The organism is Actinophytocola glycyrrhizae (assembly GCF_042653545.1).
Taxonomy (GTDB): domain Bacteria; phylum Actinomycetota; class Actinomycetes; order Mycobacteriales; family Pseudonocardiaceae; genus Actinophytocola; species Actinophytocola glycyrrhizae.
In genome coordinates this window covers 504,097-524,527 of the sequence record NZ_JBHSIS010000006.1, presented here as the reverse complement: position 1 = coordinate 524,527, position 20,431 = coordinate 504,097, and the positions used below count along the sequence as shown (strand labels likewise).

Annotated in this window: 15 protein-coding genes; 12 read left to right on the top strand and 3 right to left on the bottom strand. The window is 71.2% G+C overall.

All coding sequences use genetic code 11. The features are described from left to right. Window positions 1-9: 9 nt before the first annotated feature. Window positions 10-1,764, bottom strand: a complete 1,755-nt coding sequence (locus tag ACFPCV_RS13210) for a glycoside hydrolase family 3 protein (protein WP_378056927.1) — start codon at window positions 1,762-1,764, stop codon at window positions 10-12. Window positions 1,765-2,385: 621 nt separating this feature from the next. Next, a complete protein-coding gene (locus tag ACFPCV_RS13205; RefSeq protein WP_378056408.1) occupies window positions 2,386-3,192 on the bottom strand; it encodes an HAD-IB family hydrolase in 807 nt (268 codons plus the stop codon). 442 nt (window positions 3,193-3,634) lie between these two features. Here ACFPCV_RS13205 and ssd point away from each other — a divergent pair, with 442 nt between their 5' ends. The 8 genes from ssd (at window position 3,635) to ACFPCV_RS13165 (ending at window position 10,095) form a co-directional block, all read left to right on the top strand. Next, window positions 3,635-4,741: a septum site-determining protein Ssd gene (ssd, locus tag ACFPCV_RS13200; RefSeq protein WP_378056407.1), complete on the top strand. Its 1,107-nt coding sequence runs from the start codon at window positions 3,635-3,637 to the stop codon at window positions 4,739-4,741. Between the two features lie 632 nt (window positions 4,742-5,373). Continuing rightward, window positions 5,374-6,498: a TadA family conjugal transfer-associated ATPase gene (locus ACFPCV_RS13195; protein ID WP_378056406.1), complete on the top strand. Its 1,125-nt coding sequence runs from the start codon at window positions 5,374-5,376 to the stop codon at window positions 6,496-6,498. Further along, on the top strand, window positions 6,492-7,289 hold the full coding sequence (locus tag ACFPCV_RS13190) for a type II secretion system F family protein (RefSeq protein ID WP_378056405.1): 798 nt from the start codon (window positions 6,492-6,494) through the stop codon (window positions 7,287-7,289). The genes ACFPCV_RS13195 and ACFPCV_RS13190 overlap by 7 nt, the downstream gene beginning before the upstream one ends. Continuing rightward, window positions 7,286-7,990: a type II secretion system F family protein gene (locus ACFPCV_RS13185; protein WP_378056404.1), complete on the top strand. Its 705-nt coding sequence runs from the start codon at window positions 7,286-7,288 to the stop codon at window positions 7,988-7,990. The genes ACFPCV_RS13190 and ACFPCV_RS13185 overlap by 4 nt, the downstream gene beginning before the upstream one ends. Window positions 7,991-8,017: 27 nt before the next feature. Then, window positions 8,018-8,197 (top strand): DUF4244 domain-containing protein, encoded by a 180-nt coding sequence (locus tag ACFPCV_RS13180; RefSeq protein WP_378056403.1) that lies wholly within the window; start codon window positions 8,018-8,020, stop codon window positions 8,195-8,197. Continuing rightward, on the top strand, window positions 8,197-8,559 hold the full coding sequence (locus ACFPCV_RS13175) for a TadE family type IV pilus minor pilin (protein WP_378056402.1): 363 nt from the start codon (window positions 8,197-8,199) through the stop codon (window positions 8,557-8,559). The genes ACFPCV_RS13180 and ACFPCV_RS13175 overlap by 1 nt, the downstream gene beginning before the upstream one ends. A gap of 329 nt (window positions 8,560-8,888) precedes the next feature. Next, the gene (locus ACFPCV_RS13170; RefSeq protein ID WP_378056401.1) at window positions 8,889-9,224 is read left to right on the top strand and encodes an Rv3654c family TadE-like protein; all 336 of its coding nucleotides are present in this window, start codon (window positions 8,889-8,891) and stop codon (window positions 9,222-9,224) included. Window positions 9,225-9,465: 241 nt separating this feature from the next. Next, entirely contained in the window at window positions 9,466-10,095 is a 630-nt protein-coding gene (locus ACFPCV_RS13165) for a bifunctional DNA primase/polymerase (RefSeq protein ID WP_378056400.1), read from the top strand. A 487-nt stretch (window positions 10,096-10,582) separates the two neighbouring features. On the opposite strand, the gene ACFPCV_RS13160 is transcribed toward ACFPCV_RS13165, so the two are convergent. Next, a complete protein-coding gene (locus ACFPCV_RS13160; protein ID WP_378056399.1) occupies window positions 10,583-12,901 on the bottom strand; it encodes a DEAD/DEAH box helicase in 2,319 nt (772 codons plus the stop codon). Between the two features lie 256 nt (window positions 12,902-13,157). Between ACFPCV_RS13160 and ACFPCV_RS13155 the strand changes: the two genes are divergently transcribed. The 4 genes from ACFPCV_RS13155 to ACFPCV_RS13140 all read left to right on the top strand — a co-directional run bounded on the left by ACFPCV_RS13155 (window position 13,158) and on the right by ACFPCV_RS13140 (window position 20,430). Then, window positions 13,158-15,455 (top strand): sodium-translocating pyrophosphatase, encoded by a 2,298-nt coding sequence (locus ACFPCV_RS13155; protein ID WP_378056398.1) that lies wholly within the window; start codon window positions 13,158-13,160, stop codon window positions 15,453-15,455. A gap of 161 nt (window positions 15,456-15,616) precedes the next feature. Next, window positions 15,617-16,216: a hypothetical protein gene (locus ACFPCV_RS13150; RefSeq protein WP_378056397.1), complete on the top strand. Its 600-nt coding sequence runs from the start codon at window positions 15,617-15,619 to the stop codon at window positions 16,214-16,216. A 164-nt stretch (window positions 16,217-16,380) separates the two neighbouring features. Beyond that, complete coding sequence (gene topA, locus ACFPCV_RS13145) at window positions 16,381-19,179, top strand: type I DNA topoisomerase (RefSeq protein ID WP_378056396.1); 2,799 nt, start codon at window positions 16,381-16,383, stop codon at window positions 19,177-19,179. Between the two features lie 42 nt (window positions 19,180-19,221). Next, window positions 19,222-20,430, top strand: coding sequence for a hypothetical protein (locus tag ACFPCV_RS13140; RefSeq protein ID WP_378056395.1), 1,209 nt, complete (start codon window positions 19,222-19,224; stop codon window positions 20,428-20,430). Window position 20,431: the final 1 nt, after the last annotated feature.

Here is a 20,431-nt window from a genome sequence, read left to right as displayed (position 1 = left end):
CTTTGTCGCTCACCAGGTCAGCCCGTGGTCGAAGGGGTAGAGGACGTCAGAGGTGCCGCCGACCGGGATGTCCACCGGCAGCTTGCCCTGCGGCGAGACCTCGCCGGTCAGGACCTTCGTGAGGGACTCCATCGCGTGCGCGCGCCAGCCGTAGGTCGCGACCCAGGTCGGCGCGTCGACGTAGCCCGCGTCGTACGGGATCTGGGAGGCGACCGCGATGACCGGCCTTCCGGTCGCGAGGAGCGCGTTCACCAGGTTCCGCTGCGCGGTCCGGTCCTTGAGGTTGTTGGTCAGCACGACGACCAGGTCGGACGTGCCGGCCGCCGCCACCGCGTTCGCGATGGTCGTCGCGTTGGGGTTGGTGCCGGTCGGCATCGCCGTCGCCGTGGCGCCGCGCCGGTTGAGGCTGTCGGCGAGCCACTGCGGGCTGCGGCTGTCGCCGACACCGGTCACCAGCACCTTGCCGGGATCCCCGGCCAGCGGCAGCAGGTTCGCGTCGTTGCGGACCACCGTGGTGGTGCGGTCGCTGATCTGCTGGACCGTGTCGATGTGCTCCGGCGTGCCGACGATGCCGGCCACCTTGCCCTCGTCCACGAACGGCGAGGTGATGATGCCGCGCTTGAGCTTGAGCAGCAGGACCCGCAGCACGCTCTGGTCGATGCGCCGCTCGCTCAGCCGCCCGCTCTCCACGGCCGCCTGCACCGAGTCGAGTGCCAGCGGCAGGTTCGGCGGCATGAGGAGCTGGTCGACACCGGCCTCGATGGCCATGACCGGGATCTCCTCCGGCGGGAACACGTTCGCGCCGCCCATGCCGAGGGCATCGGTGACGATCACGCCCTTGTACTTCAGTTCGCCGCGCAGCAGGCCGGTGAGGATCGGCTTCGACAGCGTGGCCGGGACGCCGGACGGGTCGAGGCTCGGCACCTGGATGTGCGCGGTCATGATCGAGTCGACGCCGGCCTTGATCGCGGCCCGGAACGGCGGCATGTCGATGGCCCGCCACTCGGCCTCGGTGCGGTCGATGTTCGGCAGACCGGTGTGGCTGTCGGTCGAGGCGTCGCCGTGCCCGGGGAAGTGCTTGGCCGAGGAGGACACGGTCTGGTTCGCCCGGCCGCCCTCCTGGTAGCCCTTGACCTCGGCGGTCACCATCTGGCTCGTCAGGTCCGGCCGTGACGAGAACGACCGGGCGCCGATCACCGGGTTGTCCGGGTTGGAGTTGACGTCCGCGACCGGCGCGAAGTTCTGGTTGATCCCCATGGCCCGCAGTTCACGGCCGTTGAGCGTGGCGACCGTCTCGGCGTCGGCGGCACTGCGGCCAGCGCCGACGGCCATGCTGGCGGGGAACTCCGTTGCGGGCGTCTCCAGGCGGGTGACGTTGCCGCCCTCCTGGTCGATGGCCACGATCAGCGGGATCCGCGTGTTGTGGCGGACGGCGGCACGCTGCAGGCCGTTGGAGAACGCCGCCATCTGCGCGGGGTTGTCCACGTTGTCGGTGCCGCTGTTGTTGAAGTAGATGACACCGCCGACGCCGAACTTCTCGACCACCTGGGCGGGAGTGTCGACGCCGTAGTTCGCCTGGTTGGTGGGGTGGACCTCGTCGGCGCTCTTGCCCCACACCGAGACCACGAACAGCTGGGCGATCTTCTGCTCCAGCGACATGCCGCGCATCTGGGCGCGGGCAAGCGCCTGGGCCGCCGCTTCGCTGCTCACCTGGGGGGTGGCGGTGCCGGCCACGGCGGTGGCCGGGTGCGCACCGCTAACCATGGCGGTGGTCGCGACCGCCGCGACCGCGACGGACAGACTGCGACGGGCGGACGTTCTGGACAGAGACACAGCGGCCTCCTTGGCCGGCAGGGCGGGACAATCCGTAACCTCTTAACCGATAGCTGGCAGCATCGGTAAGTTACCCACGAGACGATCCCGTGGGCAAGCAGGTGTTCGGCCTAACCTAGCCCGCCGCACCGACAAAGCGCGGTACGTGTCATGCCAGAAAAAGAGCGATCCCGGTCCGCCGTGATGGCGGACGGGGATCGCCCAAATCGACCGCACGAGCATCTCGGGTTACCAAGCGTGCAACAGTGTCGTACCTACCTGGCCTCGGCGTCCGGCGTCCCGGTACGCAGTCCCTTGACGACATGCCTCCCGCGGCTCGCTGCGCGTGGGTGCCCGGTGCTCGTGCACGGAGATCCGCCGGGGTGGACCAGGCTTCTCTTCCGCCTGCTCCCTGGCCGACCGGATGTCCGCACCTCCTTTGTACCCAGTGGTCAAGGTCACTTCAAGTCCACAATCGGGTGCACCGTTCAAGACTCCGCGGGCGGTCGACGGCCACGCATCGTGAGCGTATTCTGCGTGGCCGACCAGCGGCCGGTGCCATCGTCGACTGTGTCAACGCTTCCTCCTGCGGTGGATGCCGTACCACGTGGCACCCGCGGTGGCGATCGCGCCGAGGCCGATCGCGGTGACCGTGACCGCCGTGCCCGATGGCTGGAAGCGCGACCGCAGCGACACCGGTTTGGTGAACTCGAGGACCGGCCAGCCCCGTTCGAGCGCCAGCGTGCGCAGCCCCCGGTCCGGGTTGACCACGGTCGGGTGGCCGACGGCCTCCAGCATCGGCAGGTCGGTGATCGAGTCCGAGTAGGCGTGGCTCGCGGCGAGGTCGTAGCCGTGCTCGGCGGCCAGCTGCTTCATGGCGGTCGCCTTGTTGTGGCCGTAGCAGTAGAAGCCGATCTCGCCGGTGTACTTCCCGTGCGCCTCGACCATCCGGGTGCCGATGCTGTGCGTCGCGCCGATCATCTCGGAGATGGGGGTGACGATCTCCGCGCCGGATGCCGACACGACAACGATGTCACGGCCTTCTTCCTTGTGTTCCACCACGAGTTCCGTCGCCTCGGCGTAGACCAGCGGGTCGACGATGTCGTGCAGCGTCTCCTCGACGATCGCGCGGACCTGCTGGACGTCCCAGCCCGTGCACAGCGCGGTGAGGTGCGCGCGGATGCGCTCCACCTGGTCGGCGTCGGCACCGGAGACCGCGAACACGAACTGCGCGTAGGCGCCCTTGAGAACCGCGCGCCGGTTGATGAGACCGTTGCGGAAGAAGGGCCTGCTGAAGGCAAGCGTGCTGGATTTGGCGATGACTGTCTTGTCCAGGTCGAAGAACGCGGCGGCGCGCAGCTCGGTCACGCGGCCGAGCATAGGAGGGCAACCTCACTTCCCGGCGGTTGCCGCAGGTCGTGCGTGTTGGAACTCGTTCGTTGCCCCACTTCGAGCAAGTTGCAACCACGAGCAGGACGTAACGGGATACAGTGGGGACGTCCGGCTTCATGCCGGACTGGTTCAGTCCGACCCCCCGGGGCTGAACCTCTGACGACCCCCGTCCCTCCCCCCTGGCGGGGGTCGTCCCTTCTCTGCGTTTCCCTTGGTGTTCAGGCCCTTGCGCCCACGCGTGCCCAAACCGCGAGAGCTTACTCCGGCCCACCGACGACGAAGGCCCTCGAACGGCCCGTGAACCGGGAGTTGTCCACAGCCCATCCGGTTGTCCACATGTTGATCTTGCCGGGTTGTCCGGCCCCCGCCGCCCGCCGATCGTGGAACCAGACCCGGGCAAACCCGCCCGGCGAGGACCCGAGGGGGCACCGTGAGCACGAGTCGGCCGATGGCGTTCGTGGCGGACGAGGACCTGCTCGACGACCTGCTGAAGCTGGCCGCCGCGGCAGGTTGCGACCTGGAACGCGTCCCGGACGCGGCGGCCGCGAGGCTGCGCTGGTCGACGGCCCCGCTGGTCCTGCTCGACGCGACCGGCGTCGCCGAGTGCGCACGGGAAGCGTTCCCACGCCGTGACTCGGTGGTGGTCGTCGTGCCCGACCCGGAACCCCAGGAACTGTGGAAACAGGCGATGGAGGTCGGGGCCGAGCGGCTGGTCACGCTCCCCGGCGCCGAACCCTGGCTCGTGAGCGCGCTGGCCGACGCCGCGGAAGGTCCGCCCGGCAACGCGGGAAAGGTGCTGGCGGTACTGGGCGCCAGGGGAGGAGCGGGTGCGTCGGTCTTCGCGGTGTCGGTGAGCCTGACCGCGTTGAGAGCGGGCGACAACACTCTCCTGATCGACTGCGACCCACACGGCGGCGGCCTGGACCTGGTGCTGGGCGCGGAAACCGAGGAAGGCCTCCGCTGGCCGGACATGCAGCTGAGCGCGGGCCGGGTGGCGGCGTCGGCACTGCACATGGCGCTGCCCACAAGACGAAAAGGCAACGCCCGCCTGACCCTGCTGTCCGGCGCCCGCAAGGGCGAGGGCCCCGCCCCGGACGCGGTGGCGGCGGTGATCGAAGCAGGAAGGCGCACCGGCGAGGTGGTGGTCTGCGACGTCCCGCGCCGGCTCGATGCGGCGGCCTGGGCCGCGGTGGACCGCTGCGACCTCGCAGTGATCGTCACCCCGGCCGAGGTGCGGGCCTGCATCACCGCCAGACAACTGGCAGACGAACTGCGGGCACGAGGAACCCGGCCACAGCTGATAATCCGCGGCCCGTCGCCGGGTGGCCTGAGGATGACGGAAATAGCCGCGGCGGTCGGCATCCCGGTCCTGACCACGATGCGCCCCGAACCCCAACTGGCCCAGTCCCTGGAACGCGGCGACTTCCACCCGAGACCCAGGGGCCCACTGACCATGGCGGCACGGGAAACCCTCACAGAACTGGCGGACCGGCCCCCGAAAACCCGCCCCTGCCAAGGCGAAGCGCGGGCCGCCTGATGCCCGCCCCCACAGCCGTCCGCCAACCGCCCCTCCCTTCCGGCGGCAGGCGGACAACGGGCGCCGGACCGAGCCTCCACGCAGCCCAGTCACCTCGGTCCGGCGCCCCGCACCAACAGAAACGTCCGTCGCGCCCGCCTTCCCACCAGGCGGCACGGCGGGACGGCGAGCGCCGAACCGGGCGTCAGTGGGCCCCGGAACCACACCGGTTCGGCGCCCTGCCGGGAAAACGTCCTCAAGGGCCACCCCACGAGTCGCCCGCACACGAGGACACCGGTGGCCGCCGGACCGGGTGTTCCACCAACCGGTCGACTCGCTCCGGCGGCCACCCCGGACTCCCTCAACGCGGCACCCGGCACTCCGGCCGCGTAGCGGGACGGCCGGTGCCGGACCGGCTTCCCCGACCCGGTCCGGCACCAGGTCCCTGACCGTCCCGGCGACCGGCCGGGACCGCCCGCACCGCTCGTCCCACCGGGCATGAGGTCAGTGCACGCCTGGCCGGGGATCGTCCTCGCCCAGGCACCCCCCAGACTCCGCCCGCTCCGACAGCGGGCGGGGACGGCCGGCGCCGGTCGGCCAACCGCAAGCCCCCGCGGTCCGCGGCCGGCGCCGGCCACCACGAAGGAGCACACATGTCCACCTCCGAGCTCGTCGACCGCGTCCGCGGCCGCCTGGCCGGCAGCGGCACCGCCGTCACGGGTGCCGAGGTCGCCCGCGCCGTCCGCGAGGAGAGCGGCGTCGCGGGCCACGACGACATTCTGGTCGCGACCGACCGCATGACACAGGAGTTCGTCGGTGCGGGCCCGCTGGAACCGCTTCTCCGCGAACCCGGGACGACCGACGTCCTGGTCACCGCTCCCGACGAGGTCTGGCGTGACGGCGACGGCGGCCTGCGCCGCACCGACGTCCGCTTTCCCGACGAGGACGCCGTCCGCCGTCTCGCGCAACGGCTGGCGCTCGCCTGCGGCCGCCGCCTCGACGACGCCCAGCCGTTCGTCGACGCGTGGCTGCCCGGCCGCGTCCGGCTCCACGCCGTGCTCCCGCCCATCGCCCCCGACGGCACCTGCATCTCGCTGCGGGTGCTCCGCCCCGCGGGTCACGACCTCGCGTCGCTCCGCGCGCTCGGCACCTTCGACGACACCGTCCACCGCACCCTCGAGGCCATCGTCACGGCACGGCTGGCGTTCGTCGTCACCGGCGGCACCGGCGCGGGCAAGACCTCCCTGCTGAACGCACTGCTCGGCCAGGTGCCCTCCCGCGAACGGATCGTCTGCGTTGAGGACGCCGGGGAGCTGTCGCCGAACCACCCGCAGTTCGTCCGCCTGATCGCGCGCCCGCCGAACGTCGAGGGCGCGGGCGAGGTCACCCTCGCCGACCTCGTCCGCCAGGGCCTGCGCATGCGACCCGACCGCCTCGTCGTCGGCGAGGTGCGCGGAAGCGAGGTGTGCGACCTCCTGACCGCGTTGAACACCGGGCACGACGGCGGTGCGGGCACCGTCCACGCCAACTCGCCGGCCGAGGTCCCGGCCCGCATGGAGGCCCTGGCCGCGCTGGGCGGCCTGCCCAGGGCAGCGCTGCACAGCCAGCTGGCCGCCGCTTTCCACGTAGTCCTGCACATGGCGCGGGAACAGGACGGCACCCGGCGGCTCACCGACGTCGGCGTGTTCGACCGCGACGGCGACACGGTCCGCGTCGTCCACGACCGGACCCGGCTCAAGACCCTCCTGGCCACGCGAGGAGTGGACGCGCCATGGTGAGCCTCCTCCTGACGGGCCTCGCGCTGCTGTGCTGGCCCGACCGACGAGCGGGCCAACGGCTCCGCGTCCTCACCGGTCACCAGCAACGCAAGCGTTTGCGTGCGCCACGGCCGACAGCGGTCACCGTCACCGCAGCCGCGGTGGCTGCGGGCTGGCTGGCAGCAGGGCCGGGTGGCGCCGCGTCAGCGGGTCTCCTCGCGGTGACAGCCCGACGGCAACTCCGCGCCCGCACCGAGAACCGGCGGTCGCTGGCCGCCGTCGACGGCCTCGCGGAAGCACTGCGCACGCTCGTCGCCGGCCTCCGGTCGGGCGCCCACCCGGCGACAGCGGCCGAGGCCGCCGCCGAGGACGCCCAGCCACAGACGGCAGGCACGATGCGTGCGATCGCCGCCGCCGCACGTCTGGACGGCGACATGGCCGCCGCTCTGGCAGACGCCCGCTCCCCGGCGCTGGCACCGGCCATCGACCGGGTCGTGAAGGCGTGGCAACTCGCGCAACGACATGGTCTGCCCCTGGCCGACGTCCTCGACACCGTTCGCAGGGACCTCGAACAACGCGCCAGGTCCGCCCGTCAGGTACTGGCCCGCATGACCGGGCCGAAGTCGAGTGCCGCGGCCCTGTCCCTGCTCCCGGTGTTCGGCATCGCGCTCGGCGAGGCCATCGGCGCGAGCCCGCTGCGGATGTTCACCAGCACCGGGCTCGGACAGCTGCTGTTGCTCGCCGGCGTGACGTTGTTGTGCACAGGAGTCGTATGGTCCGGTCGCATCACGAGCCAGGTGGCGCTCCGGTGAACACCCACAGCGTCGCTCTCGTGCTGCTGGCGGCCGCCGTGCAGCTGGCCTCACGGGCGGGCGTCCCCCGGCTGCGCCTCGCCTGGCTGACCGGCAGGCCCGGACGCCGCTCGTGGGCCCGCGTGACACCGGTGAAGCCCTCTCCGCCCCTGCTGGCCGCGGCCGGTGGCGTGCTGGCGGTGGCCGCGGCAGGTCCGCTGGTCGGTATCGCGGTCGCGGTCGGCGTCTGGTGGTTCCTCCGCCGCGCGCGAAGACCGCCCAGGACCGACCCGATGACCGTCGCCGCCACGTGGGACCTGCTGGCCGCGTGCCTGCGGGCGGGCCTGCCGGTGCCGACCGCGATGACGGTGGTCGCCGACGAGCTGCCCGCCGAGGCGGCACGGGCGTTGCGCTCGGCCGCGGAACTGCTGGCGCTGGGCGCGGACCCGGCGACGGCCTGGCGACCCGCGACGAGCTGTCCGGACACCGCCCCACTGGCGCGTGGTGCCCGTCGCGCAGCCCAGTCCGGTGCCGCGCTGGCCGACCTGGTCACCGACCTGGCCGCGGCAGCACGGGCAGCCGTGGCCGACAACGCGGAGGCGACAGCCCAGCGGGCGGGTGTCCTGATCACCGCGCCGCTCGGGCTGTGCTTCCTGCCCGCCTTCGTCTGCCTCGGCGTGGCACCGGTGGTCGCCGGCCTCGCCGAACAGATCTCCCTGTGAACACCCACATAGAAAGAAGGAGAAACGATGTTCCCCCGACCCCGATACGTCTTCCTCGACGACCGCGGCATGTCGACGGTGGAGTACGCGCTCGGCCTGCTCTCCGCGGCGGTGCTGGCGATGATCCTTTTCGGCATCGTCAAGAGCGGCACCGTGGCGGAAGGTCTCACCGGCCTGATCGAGCGCGCCATCAACGTCGCGGGCTGATGCCCGCCCACCGCCTGGCCCGTCGGCGGCACCGGGACCGGGGCGGCGTCACCGTCGAGGCCGCGATCGCGATGTCGGCGTTCGCACTGGTCCTGGCCATGACACTGGGCGGCGCGATGGCGGTGGCCGACCAGGTGCGCTGCCTGGACGCGGCCAGAGAAGCCGCCCGCCTGACCGCGAGAGGGGAACAGGACCGGGCCCTCGCCGCGGCGAAACGCATAGCTCCCCAGAACGCGGAGGTGACGATCACCATGAACGGCGAACACATCGAGGTACACGTCAGCGCGGCCCCGGCAGGCGGACTACTGCCCGGCGTCCACCTGCACGCGGAAGCCTTCGCGGTCCGCGAGCCGGGCGGATGAGCCACCACCGCCCCCGGCCACCCCGCCGACGGCACCTGGTCCGCCTGCTGAGCAGAGCCGCGCAGCGGCTCCTGCCCGCAAGGCAGGCGAACCACCCCCGCCTGCCGCCTCCGGCCGCACAGCCGGGACAACCGGGACAAGCGGCAGCGCGGGTCCGCTCGCGACACCAGGCGACAGCGCTGCCGGTCGGGCCGCGACGGCGGCTGGCGGCGTGGCTTGGGCAGGTGTTGCCGCCAAAGCGAGCGGCGCCGATCCGGCCGCGACGCCGGATGACGGCGTCGTTCCGGCAGCCGGGCCGTCCGTCGTCGGTGGGGTGCGACGAACGGTCTGTGGATCGCGGAGCGGCGACTGTCTGGGTGGTCGGCGGCATCGCCGTCCTGATGGTGGTCATGACCGCGGTGCTGTGGTTCGGTGCCGCGGTGGTGGCCCGGCACCGGGGGGAAGCGGCCGCTGACCTGGCCGCACTGGCTGCAGCGAGTGTGGCTGTCGGCGGTGAGCTGCAGGCGTGCGAGGAAGCCCGGTGGGTGGTGGAGCGGATGGACGCCGTGCTGCGGTCGTGTCGTCTGTCCGGTTGGGACGCGCTGGTGGAGGTGGAGGTGGCGTTCCGACCGTTCGGTTCAGCGGCAGCCCGCGCTCGTGCCGGACCGGTCGTGCCGGACCGCTGACGCAAGTTCAACGGTCGTCCACGCACGGTAAGCGGCATTACCAGCCCGCGAAGAGTGGTCTGGACCGCCGATGAACGAGCCGACGGCGTTCAGCCGCTCGTCACACGCCGTTCGTTTCACCGTGCGTGGACGACCAGTTGTCGACTGCGAGTTCCTTTCGGTCGCCACCGTGCCGTTAAGTAATCCGTAGGGCACCTGCCGCACCAGGCGCCCAGAAACCAGGAGAGGCAAAGAGCGCGTCATGTTGGACATGGATACGTCAGATAGCTGGCGCAGGGCCTTCCGCGTCGAACTCCGTGCGCAGGCCATCGGCCTCGCATGGCGCGGTTGGCCGGTGCTGCCGGGCACCTATCTGGCGGGCTCGCAGTGGGCAGGCCGTGAAGGCGTCGAGAGCATCGGGCCCGTGCCGGTGCACGCTGACTGGCAGGAGCGCATCGGCACCAAGCCGGAGCAGGTCGCGACCTGGTGGACCGGTCGGCCCTACAGCGTGCTGCTGGCCACCGGCGTGACGCTCGACGCGATCGAGGTGCCCGGTCACCTCGGCCGTGGCGCGGCTCGGGTGCTGCGCGCGGTCGGGCTGCCTGCGCCGATCATCGCGACGCCGGACGACCGCTGGACCTTCCTGGTCCGCTCCGGGCAGAAGCTGGCCCGGCCACTGGTCGAGCAGGGCGACGTCGTTCTGCACGCGGCGGGCAGCTTCGTGCCGCTGCCGCCGACACCCGTGCAGCACGGTGTCGTGCACTGGCGTGTCCGTCCCGAGGTCTGTGGCTGGCAGATGCCTGCCGCGAGCCTGGTGCAGGACGCGCTCATGGACGCGATCGTCGACGCGGCGACCTACGCCCGCGGCGGTCGGCTCGTCGTCGCGGACTGAGTTCCGCGACCGGGGTCCGAACCCCCGAAAGGCCATGCCGGAGACGCACCCCTCCGGCATACCAGCGGTGGCATTGCGCATCCGCGCGGCACCACCGCACCCAACCCGCCCCGACTCGGCGCTGCTCCCGCACCTACAGCGGCCGAACGGGACGGGCAGCATGCCGGGCGCCCGCTGGAGGAGCTAGGTCTCCCGCGTCGCGACCGACACCGGGAAGGCGGTAACCCGCACCGCCGTCGGCAACACCTGGCCCGAAGGGTGACCGGCACTCGTGGAGGCAACTGCCTCCCCGTACCTCCACGAGGTGGCCGGAAACCCTGCCGACACCCCGAAAGTCGCGCGACGACCCGAGCGGTCGCAGACCGCTCCTCGCGCGCCCGGCTAACTCAGAGCGCCGGGGCTGGCATTGGCCGCCCCGGCGCTCTGTCATGTGTGGACCGTCCAATCGGGACGATCCGTCGGCGGGCGTCGGGAACCGGCTCGCCGGTCAGGACGCTTTCGACTTCGGGGCCGACGTCGCGATGGTGTCGAGGACCGTGGCCAGCACGCGGATCGCGCCGTCCTTGTGCAGGGGTTCGTTTCCGTTGCCGCACTTGGGAGATTGCACGCAGGACGGGCAGCCGGCCGGGCATTCGCAGGCCGCGATGGCGTCTCGGGTGGCGGTCAGCCACGGGATCAGGGCGGCGTGGGCCCGGTCGGCGAACCCGGCGCCGCCAGGATGTCCGTCGTGGACGAAGACCGTCGGTTCGCCGGTGTCCGGGTGCAGGGCTGTCGACACGCCGCCGATGTCCCAGCGGTCGCAGGTCGCGAACAGGGGGAGCAGGCCGATCGCCGCGTGTTCCGCCGCGTGCAGGGCGCCCGGGATCTCGTGTTTGGTCAGGCCCGCGTCCGCGAGCAGGTCGTCGGTCAGCGTGTACCAGACCGCTCTCGTGTGGAGGGTTTGTTCCGGCAGGTCCAGCGGGACCTGGTCCAGCACCTGCCCGGACGGCAGCTTTCTCAGGTAGGCCACCACGTGCGACGTCACGGCCACCTCGCCCAGGTTGACCGTCACACCGTTGTGCCGGGACTGCTCCTCGACCGACAGGACAGTGATGTCGACCTGTTCCCTCGGCGACGTGGACCACTCCGGGTCCTCCCGGTGCACCATCGCCAGCCCGGTCTCCAGGTCCAGGTCGTCCACCACATAGGACGTGCCCTGGTGCAGGTACACCGCGCCGGGGTGGACCGTCGTGAACGCGGCGCCCGGGTCGACGGTCCCCAGCATCCGGCCGGAGTCCGCCTCCACCACCGCCACCTGCTCGCCGCCCGAGCCGCGGATGTCGACCGACGCGTGCGGGCGTTCGCGGGACGTCCAGAACCAGCCGGTCGGGCGTTTCCGCAGTACGCCGTCCTTCGTCAGGTCCTCGACGACCCGCTTCGCCGTCTGGCCGCCGAACGCGGCAAGGCACTTCTCGGTGAGCGGCAGCTCCATCGCGGCGCACGCCAGCTGCGGGGCCAGCACATAGGGGTTGGCCGGGTCGATGACCGTCGCCTCGACCGGCTTGTCCAGCATCGCCGCCGGGTTGTGCACCAGATAGGTGTCCAGCGGGTTGTCCTGCGCCACGAACACCACCAGCGCGCCGTCCCCCGCGCGCCCGGCACGGCCGGCCTGCTGCCAGAACGACGCCAGCGTGCCCGGGTAACCCGCCACCACCACCGCGTCCAGGCCCGCGATGTCGACACCCAGCTCCAGCGCGTTCGTGCTCGCCACCCCGAGCAGCGTGCCGTCGGCCAGCGACTTCTCCAGGGCCCGCCGCTCCTCCGGCAGGAACCCCGCCCGGTAGGCGGCCACCCGCGCCGGCAGCGACGGGTCGACCTCGGACAACGCGTGCCGCGCGGACAGGGCCGTCAGCTCCGCGCCCCGCCGCGAACGCACGAACGCCAGCGTGCGGGCGCCCTCCACGACCAGGTCGGTCATGATCCGCGCGGTCTCCGCGCCTGCCGAGCGGCGGACGGGGGCGCCGTTCTCGCCGGACAGCTCCGGCAGCAGCGGCGGCTCCCACAGCGCGACCGTGCGCGCGCCCCGCGGTGACGCGTCCTCCGTGACCGCGACGCAGGGCACCCCGGACAGCCGCGAAGCGGACGCCGCCGGTTCGGACACGGTCGCCGACGCCAGCACGAACACCGGGTCGGCGCCGTACTTCGCCGCCACCCGCCGCAACCTGCGCAGCAGCAGCGCGACGTGCGAACCGAACACGCCCCGGTAGCCGTGGCACTCGTCGACCACCACGTGGGTCAGCCGCCGGAAGAACGACGCCCAGCGGGCGTGCGCTGGCAGGATCCCGCGGTGCAGCATGTCCGGGTTCGTGAACACCCACCGCGCGTGTGCCCGGACCCAGTCGCGTTCCGGCATCGGGGTGTCCCCGTCGTAGGACGCGGGCCGCACGTCCTCGACGTCCAGGTCCCGCACCGATCGCAGCTGGTCGGCGCCGAGCGCCTTGGTCGGCGACAGGTACAGCGCGGTCGCGCGGCGGTTCTCGGACAGTGCGCTCAGCACGGGCAGCTGGTAGGCGAGGGACTTGCCGGACGCGGTGCCGGTCGCGATCACCACGTGCCTGCCCTCCCTGGCGTGCGTCGCGGCGGCCACCTGGTGGGTCCACGGCCGTTCCACACCGCACCTCGCGAGGGCGGTGCGCAGGTCGGAGGGCACCCACGACGGCCAGTCGGCGAACGCGGCGGACCGTTCCGGCAGCTCACGGACGTGCCGCAGCGGGGTCTCGCCGTGCGGAACGCCCGCCAGGACGCGGTCGAGCAGGAGGCGACTCACGAAGCTAGGGAAGCACACGGCACCGACAACGAATCACGGAGATATTCGGCGGAATTCTGGATCGATGCTCTTGATCGATCATGGATCCGGAGAATCCGCAGTTGGGAGGCCGCCTCGCGGAGGCGGTGAGTACAACCAATAGACTCCGCCGGTCCCATCAAATACCCCTGGTGGCGCACCCGTCCCACATGGACGGATGCGGCGGTCCCAGTCGATCGCGGATACCGCGCCACATCGGGCAGACCCAGGAGGACAGATGTCCTGGCAGTACCTAGCGGCGGAAGGCGGTCCAACGCTGACCGGCGGTGATCGCGGCGTCGTCGTCGTGATCGCCGTGATCGCTCTCGCCGCCCTAGCCGTCGGTTACGTGCTGCTGAAGGAGGTGCTGGCCGCCGGCCAGGGCACCGCCAAGATGCAGGACATCGCCAAGGCGGTGCAGGAGGGCGCAGGCGCGTACCTGAAGCGGCAGCGCAACACGCTGATGATCTTCGGCGCGATCGTGTTCGTGCTCCTCTTCTTCCTCCCCGCGGAGGGTTGGGGAGAACGTATCGGCCGCTCGCTGTTCTTCATCATCGGCGCGGTGTTCTCGTTCTCCATCGGCTACCTCGGCATGTGGCTCGCCACGCAGGCGAACCTGCGCGTCGCCGCCGCGGCCCGCGAGAAGGGTGGTCGCGAGACCGCCATGCGCGTGGCGTTCCGCACCGGTGGCGTGGTCGGCATGTCGACCGTCGGCCTCGGCCTGTTCGGTGCCGCGATCGTGGTGCTGGTCTACGCGGGTGACGCACCGAAGGTGCTCGAGGGCTTCGGCTTCGGCGCCGCGCTGATCGCGATGTTCATGCGTGTCGGTGGCGGCATCTTCACCAAGGCCGCCGACGTGGGCGCGGACCTGGTCGGCAAGGTCGAGCAGGGCATCCCGGAGGACGACCCCCGCAACGCCGCCACCATCGCCGACAACGTCGGCGACAACGTGGGTGACTGCGCGGGCATGGCCGCCGACCTGTTCGAGTCCTACGCCGTGACCCTGGTCGCCGCCCTGATCCTCGGCTCCACCGCGTTCGGCGCGCAGGGCCTGCTGTTCCCGCTGATCGTCCCGGCGCTGGGCATCATCACCGCCGTCATCGGCGTGTACATCACCCGGGCCAAGGTGGGCGAGAACGGCCTGACCACGATCAACCGCTCGTTCTACATCTCGGCGCTGATCTCCGCGGTGCTGTGCACGGTCGCCGCGTTCGTCTTCCTGCCCGGCTCGTTCTCCGACCTCGACGGGGCGGCGAACCCCGACGAGGCGGGCAGCCCGGCCATGATCGCGGCCGTCGCGGTGCTCATCGGCATCGTGCTCGCCGGTGTCATCCTCTGGCTGACCGGCTACTTCACCGGCACCGAGTACAAGCCGGTCAAGGACGTCGGCAAGTCCTCGCTGACCGGTGCGGCCACGGTGATCCTGTCCGGCATCTCGGTCGGCTTCGAGTCGGCCGTGTACACGGCACTGGTCATCGGCGCCTCGGTGTACGGCGCGTTCCTGCTGTCCGGTTCGCTGTTCGTGGCCCTGTTCGCGGTGGCCCTGGCAGGCTGCGGTCTGCTCACCACCGTCGGCGTCATCGTCGCGATGGACACCTTCGGCCCGGTCTCGGACAACGCGCAGGGCATCGCCGAGATGTCCGGTGACGTCGACGCCGACGGCGCGGCGATCCTGACCGAGCTCGACGCGGTGGGCAACACCACCAAGGCGATCACCAAGGGCATCGCGATCGCGACCGCCGTGCTCGCGGCGACCGCGTTGTTCGGCTCCTACCTCACCGCGATCACCGACGCGCTGGTCGAGGCCGCGTCCGACCTGGACCTGAGCGACTTCATCGTGTTCAGCCCGGACGTCCTCGTCGGCATCCTGATCGGCGCGGCCGTCGTGTTCATGTTCTCGGGGCTCGCGGTCAACGCGGTGTCCCGTGCGGCGGGCGCGGTCGTGTTCGAGGTGCGCCGCCAGTTCCACGCCAACCCCGGCATCATGGACGGCACGGTCCGCCCGGAGTACGGCCGCGTGGTGGACATCTGCACCCGTGACTCGCTGCGTGAGCTGGCGACCCCGGGTCTGATGGCGGTGCTGGCCCCGATCGCGGTCGGTTTCGGTCTCGGTGTCGGCCCGCTGGCCGGCTACCTCGCCGGCGCCATCGCGACGGGCACCCTGATGGCGGTCTTCCTGGCCAACTCCGGTGGCGCGTGGGACAACGCCAAGAAGCTGGTCGAGGACGGCAACCACGGCGGCAAGGGTTCCGAGGCGCACGCGGCCACGGTCATCGGCGACACCGTCGGTGACCCGTTCAAGGACACCGCTGGCCCGGCGATCAACCCGCTGATCAAGGTGATGAACCTGGTCTCGCTGCTGATCGCGCCCGCCATCGTCGGCTTCACGGTCGGCCCGGACGAGAACGCCGGTGTGCGCATCGCCATCGCCGTCGTGGCGACGGTGCTGATCGCGGCGGCGATCTTCATCTCGAAGCGGCGCGGCACCGCGATCGCGGAGAACCCGGCGGAGAGCGTCACCAACGGCGCTTCCTGATCCGCCTCTGCGAGTGGCCCGCCTCCGGCACGATCCGGGGGCGGGCCATTTCGCGTTCCCGGGCACCCGCTGCGCTCGTCGCCGTGCGTGATGGCGCTGCGCACCGGCTCGGTCACCGTTCACCCTTCCCGAGATCGAACGGGTGTTCTATCCTTGGCCGGGTGGCGCAGCTCTCGTTCTACTCCGCGGAGGCCAACCGGCCGCATGCCGGTGACCTCGCCGGGCTGTTGTGCTGCCAGGCCCAGCTCGCCGAGTTCGCCAGGACGGCGGCGCGCCTGACCCTCCGGGTGGCCGAGCCGTGGCGGGCGCGGCTGGTGGTGCGCGCGCTGGGCGAACGGGGGATCGACGGCACGCACACGGTGACCGAGGACGGCGAGCACGGGGTGCGCACCGCCTTCCGGTCCGACCTGCTGCCGCTGGCCGAGGAGTGGACGAAGGAAGGCGAGAAGTTCGCGCCGAACGGGCTGACGCTCGACGGCGGCGCGTTACGCCTGTGGGTGCTCGCCGCGGGCACGTGGGTCGCGGGGAGCTACCTGCTCGGGCTGGACCCCCAAGCGCCACGCACGTATGACACTGTGAGAGGGGCGCTGAGCGCAGCCGGACTGCCCGCTACCCTGCATGGTGGCGGGGACGAGGGCCCGGGCCTGCGGATTTCCGGTCGGCGACGGCTGGGCAGGCTCGCCGAACTGGTCGGCAGGCCACCCTCCGCGACGGCCGGGAACCACTGGCCTGCGGTATCCAGGGTGCGTGAGAGCGCCTAGGCGTGCTACCCAGGTAACGGTTCGTGTCTCACGGCCGAAGGGGTCTGATGTTCGCTCCGCGATCTGCGCGAAGTGTGCTGCTAGGCACCTGGGGGTAGGTATCACCGTGTGCAACGTGCACACTAGCGAGCTGAGAACAAGCTCGGACTAGAGAGCGGGACGGCGTGGCAGGTTCTAACGGGACGAAGAAGAACGGGTCGGCGGGGGCCGAGCCGCGGCGGCTGGTGATCGTCGAGTCGCCGGCCAAGGCGCGGAAGATCGCTTCCTACCTCGGCCGGAACTTCGTCGTGGAGTCCTCTCGCGGGCACATCCGGGACCTGCCGCGCAAGGCGGCCGAGGTGCCCGCGAAGTACAAGGGCGAGTCGTGGTCGAACCTCGGCGTCAACGTCGACAACGGCTTCGAGCCGATCTACATCGTCACGCCGGACAAGAAGGCCACGGTCACCGAGCTGAAGGAAGCGCTGAAGACCGTCGACGAGCTCTACCTCGCGACAGACGGTGACCGCGAGGGCGAGGCCATCGCGTGGCACCTGCTGGAGGCGCTCAAGCCGAAGGTGCCGGTCAGCCGGATGGTCTTCCACGAGATCACCGAGTCGGCGATCCGTGCCGCGGCGCAGAACACCCGCCCGCTCGACCAGGACCTGGTCGACGCGCAGGAGACCCGCCGCATCCTCGACCGCCTGTACGGCTACGAGGTCAGCCCGGTCCTGTGGAAGAAGATCACGCGCGGGCTGTCCGCCGGCCGCGTGCAGTCGGTCGCGACCCGCATCGTCGTGGACCGCGAGCGGGAGCGGATGAAGTTCGTCACCGCCTCGTACTGGGACATCTCCGCGAAGCTCAGTGTCGACGAGCCGACGGGCGAGGAGGCCGAGCCGCGCAACTTCGGCGCGCGCCTGATCTCCGTCGACGGCGACAAGCTCGCCACCGGCCGCGACTTCGGCCCGGACGGCCGCCTCAAGAACAAGGTGCTGCGTCTCGACGAGGCCGACGCCAGGCGCATCGCCGACGCGCTGACCGGCTCGGAGATGCGGGTCTCCTCGGTCGAGGAGAAGCCGTACACGCGCCGCCCGTACCCGCCGTTCATGACGTCCACGCTGCAGCAGGAGGCGGGCCGCAAGCTGCGCTTCGGCTCCGACCGCACCATGCGGGTGGCGCAGCGCCTGTACGAGAACGGCTACATCACCTACATGCGTACCGACTCCACGACGCTGTCCGAGACGGCGATCGCGGCGGCCCGTGCGCAGGCCCGTGAGCTGTACGGCGAAGCGTACGTCTCGCCGCAGCCGCGCCAGTACACCCGCAAGGTGAAGAACGCGCAGGAGGCGCACGAGGCGATCCGCCCAGCGGGCGAGGTGTTCCGCACGCCGGGCCAGGTCGCCGGTGAGCTGGAGTCCGACGAGTTCCGCCTGTACGAGCTGATCTGGCAGCGCACGGTCGCCTCCCAGATGGCCGACGCCCGCGGCACCACCATGAGCGTGCGCATCACCGGCACCGCCGCGTCCGGCGAGGAGTGCACGTTCGCCGCGTCCGGCCGCACGATCACGTTCCCCGGATTCCTCCGCGCGTACGTCGAGACGGTGGACACCGAGGAGGGCGGCGAGGCCGACGACGCCGAGCGCAGGCTGCCGCGGCTGGTCAAGGACCAGGGCGTCACCGCGACCGAGCTGAACCCGGACGGCCACTCGACGAGCCCGCCGCCCCGCTACACCGAGCCGAGCCTGGTCAAGGCCCTCGAGGAGCTGGGCATCGGCCGCCCCTCGACGTACGCGTCGATCATCAACACCATCCAGGACCGCGGCTACGTGTGGAAGAAGGGTTCCGCGCTGGTGCCGTCCTGGATCGCGTTCTCCGTGGTCGGGTTGCTGGAGCGGCACTTCGGCCGGCTCGTGGACTACGACTTCACGGCCGCGATGGAGGACGAGCTGGACCGCATCGCCGCCGGTGAGCAGCAGCGCACCACGTGGCTCTCCGGGTTCTACTTCGGCGGCGACGTCGGCCCGGAGGGCTCGGTCGGGCGCGACGGCGGCCTCAAGAAGCTGGTCGGTTCCGGTGTCGACACCATCGACGCCCGCGAGATCAACTCGATCCCGCTGTTCGACGACGAGCAGAAGCGCCCGGTCGTCGTCCGTGTCGGCCGCTACGGCCCCTACCTGGAGCGGGACGGTGACGGCCCGGGCGGCGCGGAGAACCCGCAGCGCGCGAACCTGCCCGAGGACCTGCCGCCGGACGAGCTGACGCTGGAGATCGCCGAGAAGCTGTTCTCGACGCCGGTCGAGGGCCGCTCGCTTGGCACCGACCCGGTGACCGGGCACGAGATCGTCGCGAAGGAGGGCCGGTTCGGCCCGTACGTGACCGAGGTGCTGCCGGAGCCGGCGGAAGGCGCGTCGGCCAAGGCGAAGAAGGCCAAGCCGCGCACCGGTTCGCTGTTCAAGACGATGTCGATCGAGTCGATCACGATCGACGACGCGTTGAAGCTGCTGTCGCTGCCGCGGGTGGTCGGCAAGGACCCGGCGAGCGGTGAGGAGATCACCGCGCAGAACGGCCGCTACGGCCCGTACCTGAAGAAGGGCACGGACTCCAGGTCGCTCGCCCACGAGGACGACATCTTCACGGTGACGCTCGACGAGGCGCTGAAGCTGTACGCGGAACCGAAGCGCCGTGGCCGTCAGGCCGCCGCGTCCGCGCCGCCGCTGAAGGAGATGGGCAACGACCCGGTGTCGGGCAAGCCGATGGTGGTCAAGGACGGCCGGTTCGGCCCGTACGTCACCGACGGCGAGTACAACGCGTCGCTGCGCAAGTCCGACAGCGTCGAGACGCTCACCGACGAACGGGCGGCCGAATTGCTCGCGGAGAAGCGCGCGAAGGGCCCCGCGCCCAAGCGCACGACCCGCAAGACCGGCACGACCAAGTCGACCGCGAAGAAGGCACCGGCCAAGAAGGCACCCGCCAAGTCCAAGTCGTAGTTGGCTACCGTTCCCGAGCACCGAGAGGTGAGGGGGAACGGGATGGGTGAGGCGAGCGGCGTGGACGGGTTCGACCGCCGGGCCGTCGAGGCGTGGTTCCGGTGGCGCGGGCTGCCGCTGGTGGTGCGGCGCGACGAACGCGGTTCCCGGCTGCTGCAACGCGCCGTGCCCGCGCTCGTGTTCGTGATCGTCATCGACCCGCTGATCACGGTCGTCACCCGGCTGCTTGACGTGCCCGACGCCGAGCTGGAACGACGGATGGCCAACACCGCGTACGTGTTCCTGCTGCTCGCGGTCATCGCCACGGCGCTGGTCGTGCCGCTGCTCGCGGGCTGGGGCTCGTCGCGGTGGATGCGGGTGCTCTCGCCGCGCGGCCGGTGGGTGCTGGCCAGGATCGTGTTGCTGCTCAACGTGGTCGTGCTGCCGCTCACCGCGTGGTGGACCGGTCTGCGGTCGCCGCTGTGGCTGTCGCTCGCGATCAACATCGGCGTGACGTCGCTCATGTTGTTCGCCGTCTGGGTGGGCGCGGGCTCGATCCTCGCGTGGGGGCTCCGCAAGGCCGTCGCCGAGCTGGGCACGGTCGGCAGGATGGCGACGAAAGCGTTGCCGCTGCTGGTGTTGGTCGTCATCTTCGCGTTCTTCTCGGCCGAGATGTGGCAGGTCGCCGACGGTTTGCCGCGCTGGCGGCTGTGGCTCGTCGTGGCGTTGTTCGCGGTGCTCGCGGTCCTGTTCATGGCGGCCAGGCTCGACGAGGAGCTCCGCGCCATGATCGACAAGGTCGCGGGTGACAGGCTCGACGACCTCGCTGGTCTGCTGCGGAGCACGCCGCTCGCCGGTGCCGTCGACGGGCCCGCGATCGAGCCGCTTCCGTTGGGCCGCAGGGAACGGGCGAACATCACGCTGGTGCTGTTCGTCGCGCAGCTGCTGCAGATCCTCGTGCTCAGCGTGCTCGTGTTCTGCCTGCTCGTCGCGCTCGGCGCGCTCGCCATCAACGGGACGGTGATCGACTCCTGGCTCGGCGCGGGCTTCTCGAAGATCCAGGGCACGCTGTTCGGGGTCGCGCTGCCGCTGCCACGCGCGCTCGTGCACGTCTCGCTGTTCCTCGCCGCGTTCTCCGGCCTGTACTTCGCCGCGACCGCCGCCACCGACCAGCACTACCGCGACGCGTTCTTCGAGCCGCTCTTGGCCGACGTTCGTGTCTCCCTCGCGGCGCGACAGGTTTATCTCGCCCGGCGCGGTGCAGACTCCTAGT